The sequence below is a fragment of the Micromonospora sp. CNZ285 genome, from assembly GCF_004637285.1.
Window position 1 is genome coordinate 5,006,331 of record NZ_SPQD01000001.1, and the last position, 15,585, is coordinate 5,021,915.

A 15,585-nucleotide genomic window follows, 5' to 3' on the forward strand; every position below is an offset into this window, starting at 1 on the left:
GCTCACCTTCCGGCCCGGCGACCGCGTGTGTAAGGGGTAAACGGGTCGCGGTAGTCGTACCCGCCGAACAGAATCCCTGCCATGCTGCGCCGCGCCCTGCCCGCCCGTCCCGAAGCCCGCCGGATCCTGCTCGGCACGTTGTTCTCCGCGGTCGGGCGCGGCCTCACCCTGCCGTTCCTGTTCATCTACCTCACCGACGTACGCGGCCTGACCGACACCTGGGCCGGGTTGGTGATCGGCTGGTTCGGCGCTGTCACGCTGGCCCTCTCGCCGCTGGCCGGCACGTTCATCGACCGGTTCGGCGCGCGCCGGGTGGTGCTGCCCTGCTTGGTGATCGAGGCGATCGGCACCGGCTCGCTGGCGCTCGTCGACTCGACCGCCTCGGCGTTCGGCGTGATGACGCTGATCGCCGTCGGCAGCTCGGCGATCTGGGCCGGGCAGAACACGATCCTCGCCTCGCTGACCGACGACGGCGAGCGGCAGCGCGTCTTCGGGCTCAACTTCGCGCTGCTCAACCTGGGTATCGGCACCGGCGGCCTGATCTCCGGCGCGGTGGTCGACGTGGCCCGTCCGATCACCTTCGAGGTGATCTACCTGCTGGACGCGGTGAGCTACCTGACCCCCGCGCTGATCCTGCTCACGCTGCCACACGTCGGACGCCGCCCGGCCGTGGTCGCCGGCGCGAAGTCCGCCGACGGGAGGACCGGCGGCTACCTCACGGTGCTGCGGGACCGGCCGTTCCGCCGCCTGGTCGTCTTCGGCCTGGTGCTCACCACCTGCGGGTACGCGCAGATCGAGGTGGGCTTCGCGGCGTACTCGGTCCGGGTGGTCGAGGTGACGCCCCGGGTGGTGGCGTGGGCGCTCGCCGCGAACACCGTCATGATCGTGCTCTCCCAGTTGCTGGTGATCCGGCGGCTGGAGGGGCGCAGCCGTACCCGGGCACTCGCCACCGTCGGCGCGGTCTTCGCCGGCGCGTGGCTGGTGCTCGGCGCGGCGGGAGTGGTGGGCAGCGGCAACGCGGTGCTCGCGGCGCTCGGCGTGGTGGCCTGCTCGGCGATCTTCGGGTTCGGCGAGACGATGCTGTCGCCGGTCATGCCCGCGATCACCAACGCGCTGGCCACCGACGAGCTGCGCGGCCGGTACAACGCGATGAGCTCGATGATCTTCGGGATCAGCGGCGTGGTCGGCCCGGTCACCGCCGGTCCGCTGATCGGCGCGGCGAACGGCCGGGTCTGGGTGGCGGTGGTGGTGGGCGGCTGCCTGGCCGCCTCGCTGCTCGCGCTGTCGCTGCGCCCGCTGCTCACCGCCGCGCAGGACGGCCGCCTGACGGCCGTCGAAGCACCCGAGCCGGCCCGGGTCGGCTGACACGCGAACGGGCCCCGGAACGAACGCTCCGGGGCCCGTCGGCGGTGTGGTCGGCCGTCAGCCGGCCGCGACCTCGGTGGTCGTGCGGATCCGGTCCAGCGCCGGCGGGGAGACCGGCGACTTCTCGGTCAGGTACGCGGTGAAGGCGTCCAGGTCGATCTGGCCGGTCACCGCGTTGGTGCCGCCGGTCAGGACGCTGAAGCCGTCGCCGCCACCGGCGAGGAAGTTGTTCACGGTGACCCGGTAGGTGGCGGTGTCCGTCACCGGGGTGCCGTTGATGGTGAGGCTGCCCCGGACCACGCGGGTGCCGGCGCACGGCGTGCCGGCCGGCGCGGTGGTGCCGTTGACGTCCACGACGTAGTTGACGGTCGAGGACGCGTAGAGCACGCGCGCGACGGTGAACTGCTGCTCCAGCATGCAGTAGAGCTGGGCGCCGGTCAGGTCCAGCGTCACCAAGTTGTTGGCGAACGGCTGCACGGTGAACGCCTCGGCGTAGGTGACCGGGCCGGCGTCGAGGTCGGCGCGGACGCCACCGGGGTTCATGAACGCGGCGACCGCGTTCTGCTCGGTGTCGGTGGCGGCGAGCTGCGCGTCGGCGATCACGTTGCCGAGCGGCGACTCACCGGTCTGGTACGTCGGCTTGCCGTTGACGTCGACCCCGGTCTGGTACAGGTTCTCCTGGGTCTTGGTGATCGCGGCGGTGGTCTCGCCCACCACCCGGTCGGCCACCGGGCCGAGCGCGGTCTTGTACCGGTTGATCAGGTCGGTCGAGGGCTGGTCCTTCTCGACGTCCCGGGTGACCACCACGTTGTTCGCGGACGCGGTGACCACGTCGCGGGTACGCGGGTCGATCTTCAGGTCGATCTGGGTGACCAGACGGCCGAACGAGCTGGCGCTGGTGACCAGCTTGCCGTTGATGTTGCAGTTGTACGCGGCGTGGGTGTGCCCGCTGACGATCACGTCGATGGACGGGTCCATCCGGTTGGCGATGTCGACGATCGGGCCGCTGAAGCCGGTGCAGTCGTTGATGCCGCCGCCGTTCTGCACGCCGCCCTCGTGCAGCAGCACGACGATGCTCTTGACCCCGAGCAGGCGCAGGATCTTGGCGTACTTGTTGGCGGTGTCGGCCTCGTCGGTGAACCGCAGGCCGGCGACGCCCTGCTGGCTGACGATGTTCGGGGTGCCCTCCAGGGTCATCCCGATGAAGCCGATCGGGACACCCTTGACGATCTTGATGCCGAACGGCTGCATCAGCGGCAGGCCGGTGGAGGTCTTGAAGGCGTTCGCCGAGAGGTACGAGAACTTGGCGCCACCGAACGGGGTGCCGTCGGCGCAGCCGTCCACCGGGTGGCAGCCGCCGCGCTGCATGCGCAGCAGCTCGGCCGCGCCCTCGTCGAACTCGTGGTTGCCGACGCTCGCGAACTCCAGCCCGGCGAGGTTCATCTCCTCGATGGTGGGCTCGTCGTGGAACGCGGCGGACAGCAGCGGCGAGGCGCCGATCAGGTCACCGGCGGCGACGGTGACGGTGCCCTTGCCCTGCGCCTTGGCCTCGGCGCGCATCGACTTCAGGTGGCTGGCCAGGTATTCCGCGCCACCGGCCAGCTGGCCGTCGATGCTGCCGCTGGAACCAGTCGGCGGCTCCAGATTGCCGTGGAAGTCGTTGATCGCGAGCAACTGGACGTCGACCGGCTTCGGGCGGGCCTCGGCCTGGTCGGGGGTGACGGCGACAGCGGTGAACGCGGTCGCGGCGAGTGCGGCCAGGCCGACGGCGGCCCGGCGTCGCATCCCGGTGACGGACATGGAACTCCTCGTGAGATGCCGGTATGTGGCGTCCGGGCGATGGTGCGCCCGGCGACCCTGGTCCGTGCCGTGACAGGTGTCGATCGCGGAGGGCGGTACTCGGGGGAACGCCGCCCCGCCGGGGTAGCTTCTCATCCACCGGCCGCCAGGTCGAACGGGGTGGCATCAGGAATCGTCGCTGTCTCGGGCGGCCCGTACCGGTCTGCCGGACGAGTCGGACATGACGGTCAGGTGAAATTCCGCGCGACGCACGCTGCCGGTGCCCGCCGTCGTCGAAGGCGCCGGCTCCCAGGGACAGGGAGCCGGCGCCGACGCTCATGTCACGCGGAAATCGTTGCGCTGGCAACCGTCCTTGCCGGAATCACCTCCTGCCGGTCACCCATCGCGGACCGAACGGTCGTTCATGTACGACGGCCCGGCATATCGAGCGAACTGTCCGAACTCGACTCACTGCCGGGCGTGCCGGTCACCGGCACTGCCAGACCACCGGCCACTGCCGCCCGTTCTCGTCGAACGCTGCGCCGTAGATGCGTCCCGCGTCGTCGAGAAGGATCCTCCACAACTGGCGCTCGCCCGTCAGGCTCCTCGGTATCGGCCGCGCCGTCCCGTCCGGTCCGACCAGGAACCAGCCCTGCCGAGGCGTCGAGACGAGCAGCCGCCCGCTCCGGTCGGTGACGACGGTGTCGAGCCGGTGGGTGTCCAGGCCGAGGAACACCGTGAGCCGGCCCGTCCGGACGTTCCACTGCGCCGGTGACGACTTCTCGGCACCGACGCCCCAGACGGTTCCGGCCAGCCAGTCGCCCTGCACCGGAGCGTCCAGGCGGAAGTGCCAACCGGGCGCGGCGGGCTGCACCACAGTGCCGCCGTCCGGCCGGGAGATCCGGACGGCCACCGTCTCCCGGGTGAGACTCACACTCTCGGTGACCGTGCCGTCGGGCGCCCAGCCGAGGAAGGCACCGACAGGGTTCGCGACGACCCGTGGAGGAGTCTGCGCCGCGGCGTCCCACCGGACCAGGACCGCCTGGTCGCCGCTGCCGACGGCGACTCCCACGATCTCCCCGGCGGCGTCGACAGCGACCGGACGGACGTCCCGGTAGCCCTCGGGCAGGGGAAGGTTGCGCACCTGCCCGTCCCGATAGACCCAGGGCACCTCGGGCCGGTTCTCGCCGTCCCAGCGATTGCCCGCTGCCACACCCGCGGAGTTGATAGCGGTCACGGTGGCCTGGAAGGCACGTGACAGCTCCACGAGAGTCGCCTTCCCCCGGTCCCAGATCACCAGGTAGGTGCGGAAACCCTTGCTCCCCCAGTCCCGAACCGGAGAGGTCCCCGCGAGGAACCGGCCGCTGGGGTCCACCGCGCCCAGGCTCGGGAAGTACGCGTCGTCAGGCGTGTCGTACTGCTCGGAGGTGCACTCGGCCGGACTCGCGCTCACCCGTACCCGCACCTGGTCCACGGTGGGCGCGGCGCGGGTCTCCGTCGGGCGCGGGGACGGCCGGTCGACGACCTCGTCCATGCCCCGGCCGCGTCCGTCCCCGCCCAGCGCCACCGCGGACCCGAGCCCGATCGTGAGCACCGTCGCCGCCGCGAGGGTGACGGTCAGCCGGCGACGCCGCCGCTCGGCCCGGCGGCCGGCGACCAGCACCGCCCCCGGGTCGACCCGGCTCGGCGGCACCTCGACCCGGGTCAACTCCCGGCGGACGACCGCACCCACCCGATCCTCGTCCCAGGTCATGTCATCCTCCCGCTCGGTTGTCGGTACAGGTATCCAGGTCGAGCCGGCGGCGCAGCTTCGCGAGGCCGCGAGAGGTGTGGCTCTTCACGTTGCCGGTCGAGCAGTTGAGCAGGCTCGCCACCTCGGCGACGGGAAGGTCGCAGAGAAAGCGCAGGGTCAACACGGCCCGCTGGGCCGGTGACAGGCCGGCCAGCAGATCCTGGACGCCATCGCATTCCTCGACGTCCGGCGACGCGGCGGCCGGCCGTTCCGGCGCCTGCGGCAGCAGCCGGATCCGGAACCACCCGCGCCGGCGTTCGTCCAGGTAGGTGTGGATGAGAATCCGCCTGACGTACGCGTCGGTGTCGTCCGCCGCGGCCGCCCGCCGCCAGTACCGGTAGAGCTTGGTAAGCGTCGTCTGCACGATGTCGTCCGCCAGGTGAGCGTCACCGCAGATCAGGTACGCGGTGCGGTGCAGCACGGGCAGCCGTGCCCGCACGTACGCCACGTACTCGGTCTCGTCCTCGGCCCGCATGCCGCTCCTTCCCGGGACCCTACGGCTGATGGACGTGAGGGACGCCGACGGCGGTTGCACCAGGACAAATCGGCACGGCCCTCAGCCGGCGCCGACCAGCCTGCGCAACGCGGGCCGGTTCCACCGCCCGGCGACCCCCGGCCGGCCCGCCAGGTAGCCCACTGTGCGCGCGGCGTCCCAGCCGTGCGCCTCGCGCAGCCCGCGCGCCAGCATCCCCAGGTAGACCGGGGCGGGCCGGGTCCACTGCACCTCCACCGCCCGGTGCGGCGCGGTGAACGTGAGCATCGGCAGGCCCTCGTGGACGCCGACGCGCAGCAGCGTCTCGTAGCGGCCCGGCCCGAGCGTCGCCCGCCCGGTCTCGACCGCCGTGAGGATCCCGGCCAGGTCGGCGCCGGGCGGCCGGTACATCTCCTGCGCGGCGATGTCCGCGAACTGCTCGACTGTCACCAGGTAGCCGCGCGCCGCCGCCCGGCCGGGCAGCAGCGGGTCGTAGAACGCCATGCCGCCGGTCCAGGCCCGCGACTCACCGGCGAAGTAGACGCCGCCGGGGATCAGCACCGGAACCGTCCGGCGCGGTGGCCGGCGGTCCCGGCAGCCGGGGTACGTGCGCAGCCCGCCGGGTGGACACCCGCCACGCAGGTACCAGTCGAGCCGGGCGGCGTGCAGGTTCGAGCCGTACGCGACGTACCAGAGCATCGGCGGCGCGGCTCAGAACCAGCAGGTGCGCCCGGCGGAGTGGCTGACCTGGACGGTGTGCGTCACGCAGCCGCCGTCGGCGATCCGGTGCAGCAGGAAGGCGGTCGGCTCGGCGACGAACCCCGGCTCCTCCTCCTCGGTCATGCTCAGGCTCACCTGGATCCAGGTGCTCGGCGCGGTGGTCAGCACCGTACCGGCGAACGCGCTGGTCACCTGGCGGTGCAGGTGCCCCGCGGCGACGCGTACGACATGGGGGTGACGGCCGACCACGGCGGCGAGCGCGTCGGCGTCGGCGAGGCCCATCGCGTCCATGCCCGGCACGCCCACAGTGACCGGCGGATGGTGCAGGCACACGACGGCGGGCGCGTCGGTGCGGCCGGCGAGCACCCCGTCCAGCCAGGCGAGCTGCTCGTCGCCGAGCCGGCCGCCGGGGCTGCCCGGGGTGAGCGAGTCGAGCACCACGAGCGTCGCGTCCGGCAGGTCGACGTGGTAGTGCGCCGAGAAGCCGCCGGCCAGGTAGGGGGTGCCGCCGAACGTGTCGAGCAGCGACTCGCGGTCGTCGTGGTTGCCGGTCACCAGGTGCACCGGCAGCGGGAACGCGCCGACGATCTCGCGCAGGGCGAGGTATTCGTCCGGCCGGCCGTTGGCGGTGAGGTCACCCGTGATCACCACGCAGTCGGGCCGGGGACGCAGGGCGAGCACCGTGCCGAGCGCCCGGTGCAACCCGGACGCCGGGTCGGCCGCGAGCGGGCCGGTGGTCACGTGCGGGTCGCTGAGCTGGGCGATGAGCATCGGCCGCCTCCTCGGGTGCCCGGGCCCTCACGCTATCGCCGCACACCCTCCCCGCGCAGGCCCGCTTCTGCCCACAGGCTGCGTCCACAGCCTGTGGATGGCACATGTGTACGAAGGTCGGCGGCGGTTGCGCTGAGTACCCTTGATCGCGACCCGACCCCCTCCGAGCAGGAACGACGTGGACCACGAGCGAGTCCTCCGCGACGTCACGGTGCGCCTCCCCACGGCGTCGACCGTGCCGGAGGCGTGCCAGTGGACCGTCGCCGCGCTCGCCCGGCACACCCCGGCGACCGCCACCGTCCTGCTCCGCGTCCACGACCGTCTGCGCTGCGTCGCCGCCACCGGTGCCTGGCAGGTCTTCTCGCACGTGCCGGCCACCGCCGACGGCACCCCGCCGGGCCGCCATCGGCCCGAACCCTCGGTGGTGCGGCGGGTCTACGCCTCCGGGACCACCGCCGCCGTACCCGACGTCGGCGCCGACCCCGACTACCTTGAGGTCCGCCCGGACGTCACCGCCGAACTCTGTGTGCCGGTACGCGACCCGGACGGCCGTCCGATCGGCGTGCTCGACCTGCAGTGGAGCGAGCCGGTCGTGCTCGCGGCCTGGCGGGAGACCGCCGAACTGGTGGCCGACCGCCTCGGCGGGCGGATCGCCGCGCTCGGCGGGCCGCCGGCCGAGAGCCGCAGCGAGAAGCTGTTGCGGCACGCCGCCGCGTTCACCGCCGCGCCGACGGACTGGGACCTGATGACCGCCGCGCTCGCCGCGGCCCGGGACGTGTCAGCGCTCTCCGCCGCCGTACTGGTGCTCACCGGCCAGCGCGGCCCACGCCTCGGCGCGCCCACCGGCACCCCAGGAGCGCTGGAGGCGCGCATCCGGGCCGAGCTGGACGAGGCCGGACCGGTAGCGCTGGACCGCATGATCGACCGGGCCCACCGGTACGGCTCGGCGTACACGCTGGGCGAGGCGGGCCACCCGCCCACCGAGGCGTACCTGCCGCTGACCCGGGCCGGCGCGCGCACGCTCGTGGCGGTACCGGTCGGCACACCTGTCTCCGGTGGCGTGCTGCTCGTGGCCGACGAGCAGCGCCTGCGCCCCGACCCGACCACGGTCAACCTGATCGAGCTGCTCGCCGGGCAGGCGTGGACCTGCCTGGACCGGCTGCGTACGCTCGCCCGGCTCCGCGAGCAGGCAAGCTCGGACCCGCTCACCGGGCTGCGGCACACCGGCCCGTTCGGGCAGCGGATCGCCACCGCCACGCCGGGGCGTACCGCACTGCTGGCGATCGACGTGGACGGGTTCAAGGACGTCAACGACACGTACGGCCACCAGGCCGGCGACCGGCTGCTGGTGGGCCTGGCCCGGGCGCTCGAAGGCGCGTTGCGCCAGGGCGACGAGCTGTACCGGACCGGCGGCGACGAGTTCGTGGCGGTGATCGAGGTGAGCCGCCCGGAGGAGGCGGTCCGGATCGCCGAACGGCTCACCGAGGCGGCCCGCCGTACCGGCCGGACGATCAGCGTAGGCGTCGCCCTGCCGAGACCGGGCGAGTCCCCCGAGCGCACCCTGCACCGAGCCGACCAGGCCCTCTACGCCGTGAAGCGCCACGGCCGAGACGGAGTCCACCTCTCCGCCGCCTGACCCCGCCCCGCCCCCGTCACCCCTCTCCCCCGCGATCTTGCACTTCCGGCCCTGACAAATGCCGCATATGCCTCGCGAGCGGGGCCGAAAGTGCAAGATCAACGCCGGACCGGGCGGCGGCGGGAGGAGGGCCGGGTTATGGGCGGGTCAGGTCCTTGGCGAGGAGTTCGGCTATCTGGGCCGTGTTGAGGGCGGCGCCCTTGCGGAGGTTGTCGCCTGTCACGAAGAGGTCCAGGGCTCTGGGGTCGTCCACCGCTCGGCGGATGCGGCCCACCCACGACGGGTCGGTGCCGACCGCGTCGATCGGCATCGGGAACTCCCCCGCCGCCGGGTCGTCGACCAGGATCACGCCCGGCGCGTTGCGCAGCACCTCACGGGCACCCTCGGCGTCCACCTCGGTGGCGAAGACCGCGTGCACGGCGACCGAGTGACCGGTCACCACCGGCACCCGTACGCAGGTGGCGGACACCTTGAGGTCGGGCAGCCCGAGGATCTTGCGCGACTCGTTGCGCAGCTTCATCTCCTCGGAGGACCAGCCCCCGTCTGCCAGCGAGCCCGCCCACGGTACGACGTTCAGCGCCAGCGGCGCCGGGAACGGACCCAGCTCGTCGCCGACTGCCTGTCGCACGTCACCGGCCCGGGAGCCGAGCACCCGATCGCCGGCGATCTTGCCGAGCTGGAGGTGCAGCGCGTCCACGCCGGCCTGCCCCGCACCGGAGACCGCCTGGTACGACGCGAGCACCAGCTCGCGCAGCCCGTACTCGCGGTGCAGCGGCGCGACCGCCACGATCATCGCTAGCGTCGTGCAGTTGGCGTTGGCGATGATGCCCTTGGGCCGGTTGCGTACCTGCTCGGGGTTGATCTCGGGGACCACGAGCGGCACGTCACGGTCCATCCGGAACGCGCCGGAGTTGTCCACCACCACCGCGCCGCGCGCGGCGGCGACCGGGGCCCACTCCGCGGAGACGTCGTCCGGCACGTCGAACATCGCCACGTCGACGCCGTCGAGCGCGTCGGCGGTGAGCGCCTGGACGGTCAGTTCCTCGCCCCGGCACTGCATGCGCCGACCGGCCGACCGCTCGGAGGCGAGCAGCCGGATCTCGCCCCACACGTTGCGCCGGGAGGAGAGGATCTGGCACATCACCGTACCGACGGCACCTGTCGCCCCGACCACGGCGAGGGTGGGCAGCGACGCCACGGCGCGTTACCGCCCGGTGCCGGCGTAGACGACGGCTTCGGTGTCACCACCCAGCTCGAAGGCGTCGTGAATGGCGCGGACCGCCTTGTCCAGGTCGGTGTCGCGGCAGACCACGGAGACCCGGATCTCCGAGGTGGAGATCATCTCGATGTTGACGCCGGCCGCGCCGAGGGCGGCGAAGAAGCCGGCGGCGACGCCCGGGTGCGAGCGCATGCCGGCACCGATCAGGGACACCTTGCCGACGTGGTCGTCGTACAGCAGGCCCTTGAACTTGACCGACTCCTGGATCTTGCTGAGCGCGGTCATCGCGGTCGGGCCGTCGGCCTTGGGCAGCGTGAACGAGATGTCCGTGCGGCCGGTGCCCTCGGTGGACACGTTCTGCACGATCATGTCGATGTTGATCTCCGCGCCGGCCACGGTGTCGAAGATCGACGCGGCGGCGCCCGGCTCGTCGGGCACGCCGACGATCGTGATCTTCGCTTCGCTGCGGTCGTGGGCGACCCCGGTGATCAGTGCCTGTTCCACAGGAAGGTCCTCCATCGATCCGGTGACCATCGTGCCGGTGTTGGTCGAGTATGACGAACGGACGTGGATCGGCAAGCCCGCGCGCCGCGCGTACTCGACGCTGCGCAGGTGCAGCACCTTCGCGCCGCAGGCGGCCAGCTCCAGCATCTCCTCGTAGGTGATCTGCTTGATGTGCCGGGCGTTCGGCACGATACGCGGGTCGGCGCTGAAGATGCCGTCCACGTCGGTGTAGATCTCGCAGACGTCCGCCTCCAGCGCGGCGGCGAGCGCCACGGCGGTGGTGTCCGAGCCGCCGCGCCCGAGCGTGGTCACGTCCTTGGTGTCCTGCGAGACGCCCTGGAAGCCGGCCACGATGACCACCGCGCCCTCGTCCAGCGCGCCCTTGAGCCGCCCCGGGGTGACGTCGATGATCCGGGCCCGGCCGTGCACCGAGGTGGTGATCACGCCGGCCTGGGAACCGGTGAACGAGCGCGCTTCGTACCCCAGGTTGTGGATGGCCATGGCGAGCAGCGCCATGGAGATCCGCTCCCCGGCGGTGAGCAGCATGTCCAGCTCGCGGCCCGGCGGCAGCGGGCTGACCTGGTTGGCCAGGTCGAGCAGCTCGTCGGTGGTGTCGCCCATGGCGGACACCACCACCACCACGTCGTCGCCGGCCTTGCGCGCGGCCACGATGCGCTCGGCCACCCGCTTGATCCGCTCGGCGTTGGCGACGGAGGACCCGCCGTACTTCTGCACCACGAGTGCCACGACGGTGCACTCCCTCCCAGCGACGACCCTGAGCGTGCCGACGCCGCCGGTGTTCTCGGTCCGGCGGCGCGTGTCAGACCGCCTCAGCCTATCGGGCGGCCCGCGACGCCGGGTCGCGTGATCCCACCATCCGGCCCCGCCGTGGGGCGGCTCACCAGCCCCGAGGGACGCGACACGCCAAGCGGTACAGCCGTACGGTGGGCTGACCTGGACCGTGTCCACGACGCAGAATGAGCCGGTGCACGCTCATCGACGTGCGGCCCGCCTGACCGGCGTGGTCGCGCTCACCCTGCCGGTACTGCTGGCCGCCTGCGACGGCGGCAACCCCGAGGCGGCGCCCACCGGCACCGCCGACCCGGTCCCGGTGCAGGTCGACGCCGCCCGCGAGGAACTGGCCGGGCTGGCCGCCGCGGCGCAGGACCGCCACCTCACCGCCACGTACGCGTTCGCGCCCGCCGAGGGCACGCCCCGCACTGTTGCCTTCACCAGCGCCAACGACGGCAGCTGGCGGGTCGACGTGCCCGGCTGGGGGCACGCCGGCACGGTGGACGTCTCCCTCGCCGGCACCTCCGACGGGCTGTTCCAGTGCGCGCTGCCCTCGGCCGGCTGGCCGCAGGCGGCGACCTGCGTCCGCCTCGGCGACGCCGACGACGCGGTGCCGCGCCGGCTCGACCCCCGCGTGCAGCACCCGTTCACCGACTGGCTGGAGGTGCTGACCGACAGGCGTGCGCCGCTCGCCGTCTCCCCGGCCGATCCGCTACCGGGGGCCGACGGCCCCTGCTACACGGTCGACAGCACCTCGGCGTCGCTGAACGCGCCGCTGGACGTGGGCATCTACTGCTTCCGGGAGGACGGCACACCGGCGGCGGTACGGGCCGGGTTCGGCACGCTGACGCTGACCGGCGAGCCCGGCGCCGCGCCGGGCACCGTCGAGCTGGCCGGCGCGGTGACCGACGGCGAGCCGGTAAGCCGGGACGCCCCGAGCCCCGGAGCACCGTAGCCGGCCACCGATCCGGTGACTCTGATCCCATAGTCCGGACCAGCCTTCCCACCGCCCGTCCCACCACGTAGGGTGACCTTGTCATGTGGCGCGCGTACCTTCTCCTTGGCTGCCGCGACGAGGCCTGACCGGCCGGCACCTCGTCGCGGAGTCGCTACGCGCCGTCCAGCACATCCGATCTTCTTCTCGGCACCGCCGCGCACCGTCGCCCGGCAGCCCGCCGACACCTTTCCGATCTGCTGACGCCACATGTTCCAGGGAGCACTCCGAGATGGCTCAACCTGTCACCGCCACCGATCCGTTCGCCAGCCAGCGCCCCAGCCGGATGCCGGTCCACCGCTACGTCCCGTACGACAGGGAGTTCGGCGTCGACCTGCCGGACCGCTCCTGGCCCACCCGCCGCGTCGAGGCCGCGCCCCGCTGGTGCGCAGTCGACCTCCGCGACGGCAACCAGGCCCTGATCGACCCGATGTCGCCCGAGCGTAAGCGGCGGATGTTCCAGCTCCTGGTGCAGATGGGCTACAAGGAGATCGAGGTCGGCTTCCCGTCGGCGAGCCAGACCGACTACGACTTCGTACGGCAGCTGATCGAGCAGGACCTGATCCCCTCCGACGTCACCATCCAGGTGCTGACCCAGTGCCGGGAGCACCTGATCGAGCGGACCTTCGAGTCGCTGCGCGGCGCCCACCGGGCCATCGTGCACTTCTACAACTCCACGTCGACGCTGCAGCGCCGGGTGGTCTTCGGTCTGGACCGCGACGGCATCACCGACATCGCCACCCAGGGCGCGCGGCTGTGCCAGAAGTACGCGGAGATCCACACCCCGGACACCGACATCCACTACGAGTACTCGCCGGAGTCGTACACGGGCACCGAGCTGGAGTACGCGCTGGAGGTCTGCTCGGCGGTCATCGACGTGATCGACCCGACCCCGGACCGGAAGCTGATCATCAACCTGCCGGCCACCGTCGAGATGGCGATGCCGAACGTCTACGCCGACTCGATCGAGTGGATGCACCGGCGCCTGCCCCGGCGGGACAGCCTGGTGCTGAGCCTGCACCCGCACAACGACCGGGGCACCGGCGTGGCCGCCGCCGAGCTGGGCCTGCTGGCTGGCGCCGACCGGATCGAGGGCTGCCTGTTCGGCAACGGTGAGCGCACCGGCAACGTCGACCTGGTGACGCTGGGCCTGAACATGTTCTCCCAGGGCATCGACCCGATGATCGACTTCTCGAACATCGACGAAATCAAGCGCGCCGTCGAGTACTGCAACCAGCTGCCGGTGCACGAGCGCCACCCGTACGCGGGCGACCTGGTCTACACCGCGTTCTCCGGCTCCCACCAGGACGCGATCAACAAGGGCTTCGCTGCGCTGCACGCCGACGCCGCGGCGGCCGGGGTGCCGGTCGACGACTTCACCTGGGCCGTGCCCTACCTGCCGATCGACCCGAAGGACCTGGGCCGCACCTACGAGGCGGTCATCCGGGTCAACTCGCAGTCCGGCAAGGGCGGCGTCGCGTACATCATGAAGACCGAGCACCAGCTCGACCTGCCGCGCCGCCTCCAGATCGAGTTCTCCGGCGTGGTGCAGCAGGTCACCGACCACGACGGCGGCGAGGTCGAGCCGGGCGCGATGTGGGAGATCTTCGCCCGCAACTACCTGGTCGACCACCAGGTCGACCCGGCCGTGAAGCTGGCCGAGTACACCATCGGCACCGTCGACGGCAAGGTCGAGATCGACGCCCGCGTCGGCTTCGGCGGCGAGACCCGCGCGCTCACCGCTGTCGGCAACGGCCCGATCGACGCGTACGTCAACGCGTTGCAGTCCCTGGGCGTGGCGGTACGGGTGCTCGACTACCACGAGCACGCGCTGTCCTCCGGTGGGGACGCGCAGGCCGCCGCGTACGTCGAGTGCGAGGTGGACGGCCGTACGGTGTGGGGCGTCGGGGTGGACGCGAACATCGTGACCGCCTCGATCAAGGCGGTCACGAGCGCGGTGAACCGCACCCGCGCCTGATTCCGGCGACGCGGGGGTCCGGCTTCAGGCCGGGCCCCCGCTCTGCTTCGGCGGGCGGTGGATCAGCACGGCGGCGAGCACGGCCCCGGCCAGCAGCAGCCCCGCGCACCACGCCAACGCCCCCCGGTACGCGCCTGCGAGCGCGCCCTTCTGCTCGTACCCGGTGCCCGACAGCCCCACCAGCAGCGGCAACGCGGCCACCGCGAGCAGACCGCCGGCCCGGGACGCGGCGTTGTTGAAGCCGCTCGCCACCCCGGCGAACCGGTCCGAGACGGCGCCGAGCACCGACGTGGTCAGCGGCGCCACCACGAGCGTGAGCCCGGCGCCGAACAGCGCCACGCCCGGCAGCACGTCCACCCAGTACGACGCACCGGGCCCGACCCGCCGCAACAGCAGCAGACCCACGGCGGCGATCACCGGTCCGACGGTGAGCGGCAGCCGGGGGCCGATGCGGGCCGACAGCGCGCCGGCGCGCGGCGAGCCGACCAGCAGCAGCACCGTCATCGGCACTGTGGCCAGGCCGGTGAGCAGCGCCGACCAGCCGACCACGTTCTGCAGGTAGACGGCGAGGAAGAAGGTGAACCCGCCGAGCGCCGCGTACACCACGACGGTGAAGACGTTCAGCACGGAGAACAGCCGGCTGGAGAACAGCCCGGTGGGCAGCATCGCGGTGTCGCCGCGCCGCCGCTCGACCAGCACGAAGACCACCACGGCGACCACCCCGAGCACCGCCGCGGCGAGCACCGCCGGGGAGTCCAGGCCGCGCGCCGGGGCGTCGATCAGCGCGTACGTGACGCCGCCGAGCGCGAGCGCGCCGAGCAGCGCGCCCGTCACGTCGAACCGCCGCCGCCCGCCTCCGGTACGCGAGACCTCCTCGTCCCGGCTCTCCGGCACCCAGCGCAGCGCGGCGAGCACCACGCCGACGGCCAGCGGCAGGTTGACGAAGAAGATCCACCGCCAGGAGAGCGTGTCGATCAGCCAGCCGCCGAGCAGCGGGCCGAGCGCTGTGGACACCCCGGACAGCCCGGACCACGTGCCGATCGCCCGGCCCCGGTCGTCCGGGTGGAAGCTGGCCTGGAGCACGGACAGCGAGCCGGGCGTGAGCAGTGCCCCGCCGGCACCCTGGAGGAACCGGGCGGCGACGAGCCAGCCGGTGTCCTGGGCCAGCCCGCAGAGCACCGACGCCACCGCGAACCAGACCACGCCGAGCAGGAAGACGCGCCGCCGCCCGAACCGGTCGCCGAGCGCGCCGCCGAGCAGGACGAACGCGGCGAGCATGAGCAGGTAGCCGTTCACGGTCCACTGCAGACCGGCGACTGTGGCGTCCAGCTCGGCGCCGAGGCGCGGCAGCGCGACGTTGACGACAGTGCTGTCGAGGAACACCATGCCGGAAGCGAGGATCGCGGCGAGCAGGGTGCCGCGTCCGGCGGCGGAGCCGGTACGCAGCGCGGGAGCGGGTGCGGTCACGTCTCACCACTCTGCCCGCCGCCCACCCTCGACGCCACGAATCGCAGAAACCGCCGCCGGGTACTGTGCGGACTCGCCCGGAGCACGCAAGCTGGA

General features: G+C 72.5%; 12 protein-coding genes. 4 read left to right on the forward strand and 8 right to left on the reverse strand.

The features are described from left to right. The first annotated feature begins 81 nt into the window (after positions 1-81). On the forward strand, positions 82-1,365 hold the full coding sequence (locus tag CLT75_RS22835) for an MFS transporter (protein ID WP_135242393.1): 1,284 nt from the start codon (positions 82-84) through the stop codon (positions 1,363-1,365). A 57-nt stretch (positions 1,366-1,422) separates the two neighbouring features. On the opposite strand, the gene CLT75_RS22840 is transcribed toward CLT75_RS22835, so the two are convergent. The 5 genes from CLT75_RS22840 to CLT75_RS22860 form a co-directional block, all read right to left on the reverse strand. Further along, positions 1,423-3,165 (reverse strand): bifunctional metallophosphatase/5'-nucleotidase, encoded by a 1,743-nt coding sequence (locus CLT75_RS22840; protein ID WP_135242394.1) that lies wholly within the window; start codon positions 3,163-3,165, stop codon positions 1,423-1,425. A gap of 466 nt (positions 3,166-3,631) precedes the next feature. Continuing rightward, positions 3,632-4,897: a hypothetical protein gene (locus CLT75_RS22845; RefSeq protein WP_135242395.1), complete on the reverse strand. Its 1,266-nt coding sequence runs from the start codon at positions 4,895-4,897 to the stop codon at positions 3,632-3,634. Between the two features lies 1 nt (position 4,898). Beyond that, positions 4,899-5,411: a SigE family RNA polymerase sigma factor gene (locus tag CLT75_RS22850; protein ID WP_135242396.1), complete on the reverse strand. Its 513-nt coding sequence runs from the start codon at positions 5,409-5,411 to the stop codon at positions 4,899-4,901. An 81-nt stretch (positions 5,412-5,492) separates the two neighbouring features. Beyond that, positions 5,493-6,107: a histone deacetylase gene (locus CLT75_RS22855; RefSeq protein ID WP_135242397.1), complete on the reverse strand. Its 615-nt coding sequence runs from the start codon at positions 6,105-6,107 to the stop codon at positions 5,493-5,495. Between the two features lie 12 nt (positions 6,108-6,119). Further along, the gene (locus CLT75_RS22860) at positions 6,120-6,899 is read right to left on the reverse strand and encodes a phosphodiesterase (RefSeq protein ID WP_135242398.1); all 780 of its coding nucleotides are present in this window, start codon (positions 6,897-6,899) and stop codon (positions 6,120-6,122) included. A 178-nt stretch (positions 6,900-7,077) separates the two neighbouring features. On the opposite strand from CLT75_RS22860, the gene CLT75_RS22865 reads away from it, so the two are divergent. Further along, the gene (locus CLT75_RS22865) at positions 7,078-8,535 is read left to right on the forward strand and encodes a diguanylate cyclase (protein WP_135242399.1); all 1,458 of its coding nucleotides are present in this window, start codon (positions 7,078-7,080) and stop codon (positions 8,533-8,535) included. Between the two features lie 136 nt (positions 8,536-8,671). Here the strand turns inward: CLT75_RS22865 and CLT75_RS22870 are convergent, their stop codons facing one another. Together CLT75_RS22870 and CLT75_RS22875 are read right to left on the reverse strand one after the other, a co-directional pair. After that, complete coding sequence (locus CLT75_RS22870) at positions 8,672-9,733, reverse strand: aspartate-semialdehyde dehydrogenase (RefSeq protein WP_135242400.1); 1,062 nt, start codon at positions 9,731-9,733, stop codon at positions 8,672-8,674. Between the two features lie 6 nt (positions 9,734-9,739). After that, positions 9,740-11,005 carry an aspartate kinase gene (locus CLT75_RS22875; protein WP_135242401.1) on the reverse strand — a complete coding sequence of 422 codons (1,266 nt, stop codon included), beginning with the start codon at positions 11,003-11,005 and terminating at the stop codon, positions 9,740-9,742. A gap of 238 nt (positions 11,006-11,243) precedes the next feature. Here CLT75_RS22875 and CLT75_RS22880 point away from each other — a divergent pair, with 238 nt between their 5' ends. Further along, positions 11,244-12,005: a hypothetical protein gene (locus CLT75_RS22880; protein ID WP_486485250.1), complete on the forward strand. Its 762-nt coding sequence runs from the start codon at positions 11,244-11,246 to the stop codon at positions 12,003-12,005. A 271-nt stretch (positions 12,006-12,276) separates the two neighbouring features. Then, positions 12,277-14,022 carry a 2-isopropylmalate synthase gene (leuA, locus tag CLT75_RS22885; RefSeq protein ID WP_135242402.1) on the forward strand — a complete coding sequence of 582 codons (1,746 nt, stop codon included), beginning with the start codon at positions 12,277-12,279 and terminating at the stop codon, positions 14,020-14,022. 24 nt (positions 14,023-14,046) lie between these two features. Here leuA and CLT75_RS22890 read toward each other — a convergent pair whose 3' ends face one another. Next, positions 14,047-15,489, reverse strand: a complete 1,443-nt coding sequence (locus tag CLT75_RS22890) for an MFS transporter (RefSeq protein ID WP_135242403.1) — start codon at positions 15,487-15,489, stop codon at positions 14,047-14,049. Positions 15,490-15,585 lie beyond the last annotated feature (96 nt).

Excerpts from the sequence above, each read along its gene's own strand:
- CLT75_RS22835 (WP_135242393.1), top strand. The coding sequence starts at position 82 with ATGCTGCGCCGCGCCCTGCCCGCCCGTCCCGAAGCCCGCCGGATCCTG.
- CLT75_RS22840 (WP_135242394.1), bottom strand. The coding sequence starts at position 3,165 with ATGTCCGTCACCGGGATGCGACGCCGGGCCGCCGTCGGCCTGGCCGCA.
- leuA (WP_135242402.1), top strand. The coding sequence starts at position 12,277 with ATGGCTCAACCTGTCACCGCCACCGATCCGTTCGCCAGCCAGCGCCCC.
- CLT75_RS22860 (WP_135242398.1), bottom strand. The coding sequence starts at position 6,899 with ATGCTCATCGCCCAGCTCAGCGACCCGCACGTGACCACCGGCCCGCTC.
- CLT75_RS22850 (WP_135242396.1), bottom strand. The coding sequence starts at position 5,411 with ATGCGGGCCGAGGACGAGACCGAGTACGTGGCGTACGTGCGGGCACGG.
- CLT75_RS22845 (WP_135242395.1), bottom strand. The coding sequence starts at position 4,897 with ATGACCTGGGACGAGGATCGGGTGGGTGCGGTCGTCCGCCGGGAGTTG.
- CLT75_RS22855 (WP_135242397.1), bottom strand. The coding sequence starts at position 6,107 with ATGCTCTGGTACGTCGCGTACGGCTCGAACCTGCACGCCGCCCGGCTC.